The organism is Pseudomonas sp. SIMBA_067, from assembly GCF_046534675.1.
GTDB classification, from domain to species: Bacteria; Pseudomonadota; Gammaproteobacteria; order Pseudomonadales; family Pseudomonadaceae; genus Aquipseudomonas; species Aquipseudomonas putida.
On the sequence record NZ_JAWRYH010000376.1, the window covers coordinates 1 to 275 of the forward strand.

The window sequence follows — 275 nt, forward strand, 5'->3', positions numbered from 1 at the left end:
GGTCGCGAATAACATGGTCGGCGGCCAGGATTAGCAGGATTGCATCGTCGCCATGGCGCTCCGCCACATCGAGAGCCGCGGCAGCGATTGCCGCCGCCGTGTTGCGTCCGAACGGCTCAAGAATGTAGGACGTCGCCACGCCCTGCGCGTTGACCTCGCGGTACTCGTCCTCCGTCTTGAAGAACAGGTCGCGGTTCGTTACCGTGAGAACCTCGGCGACGTCCGGTAATGCCGTGGCCCGCAGAAATGTCTTCTGCAGTAGGCTCTGCGCGTCC

Annotated in this window: 1 protein-coding gene; it reads right to left on the reverse strand. The window is 63.3% G+C overall.

Annotation, left to right across the window (positions count from 1 at the left end):
- Nucleotides 1-275: sugar phosphate nucleotidyltransferase (locus SB765_RS29510; RefSeq protein WP_410932473.1), on the reverse strand; the 275-nt coding region annotated here is incomplete at both ends.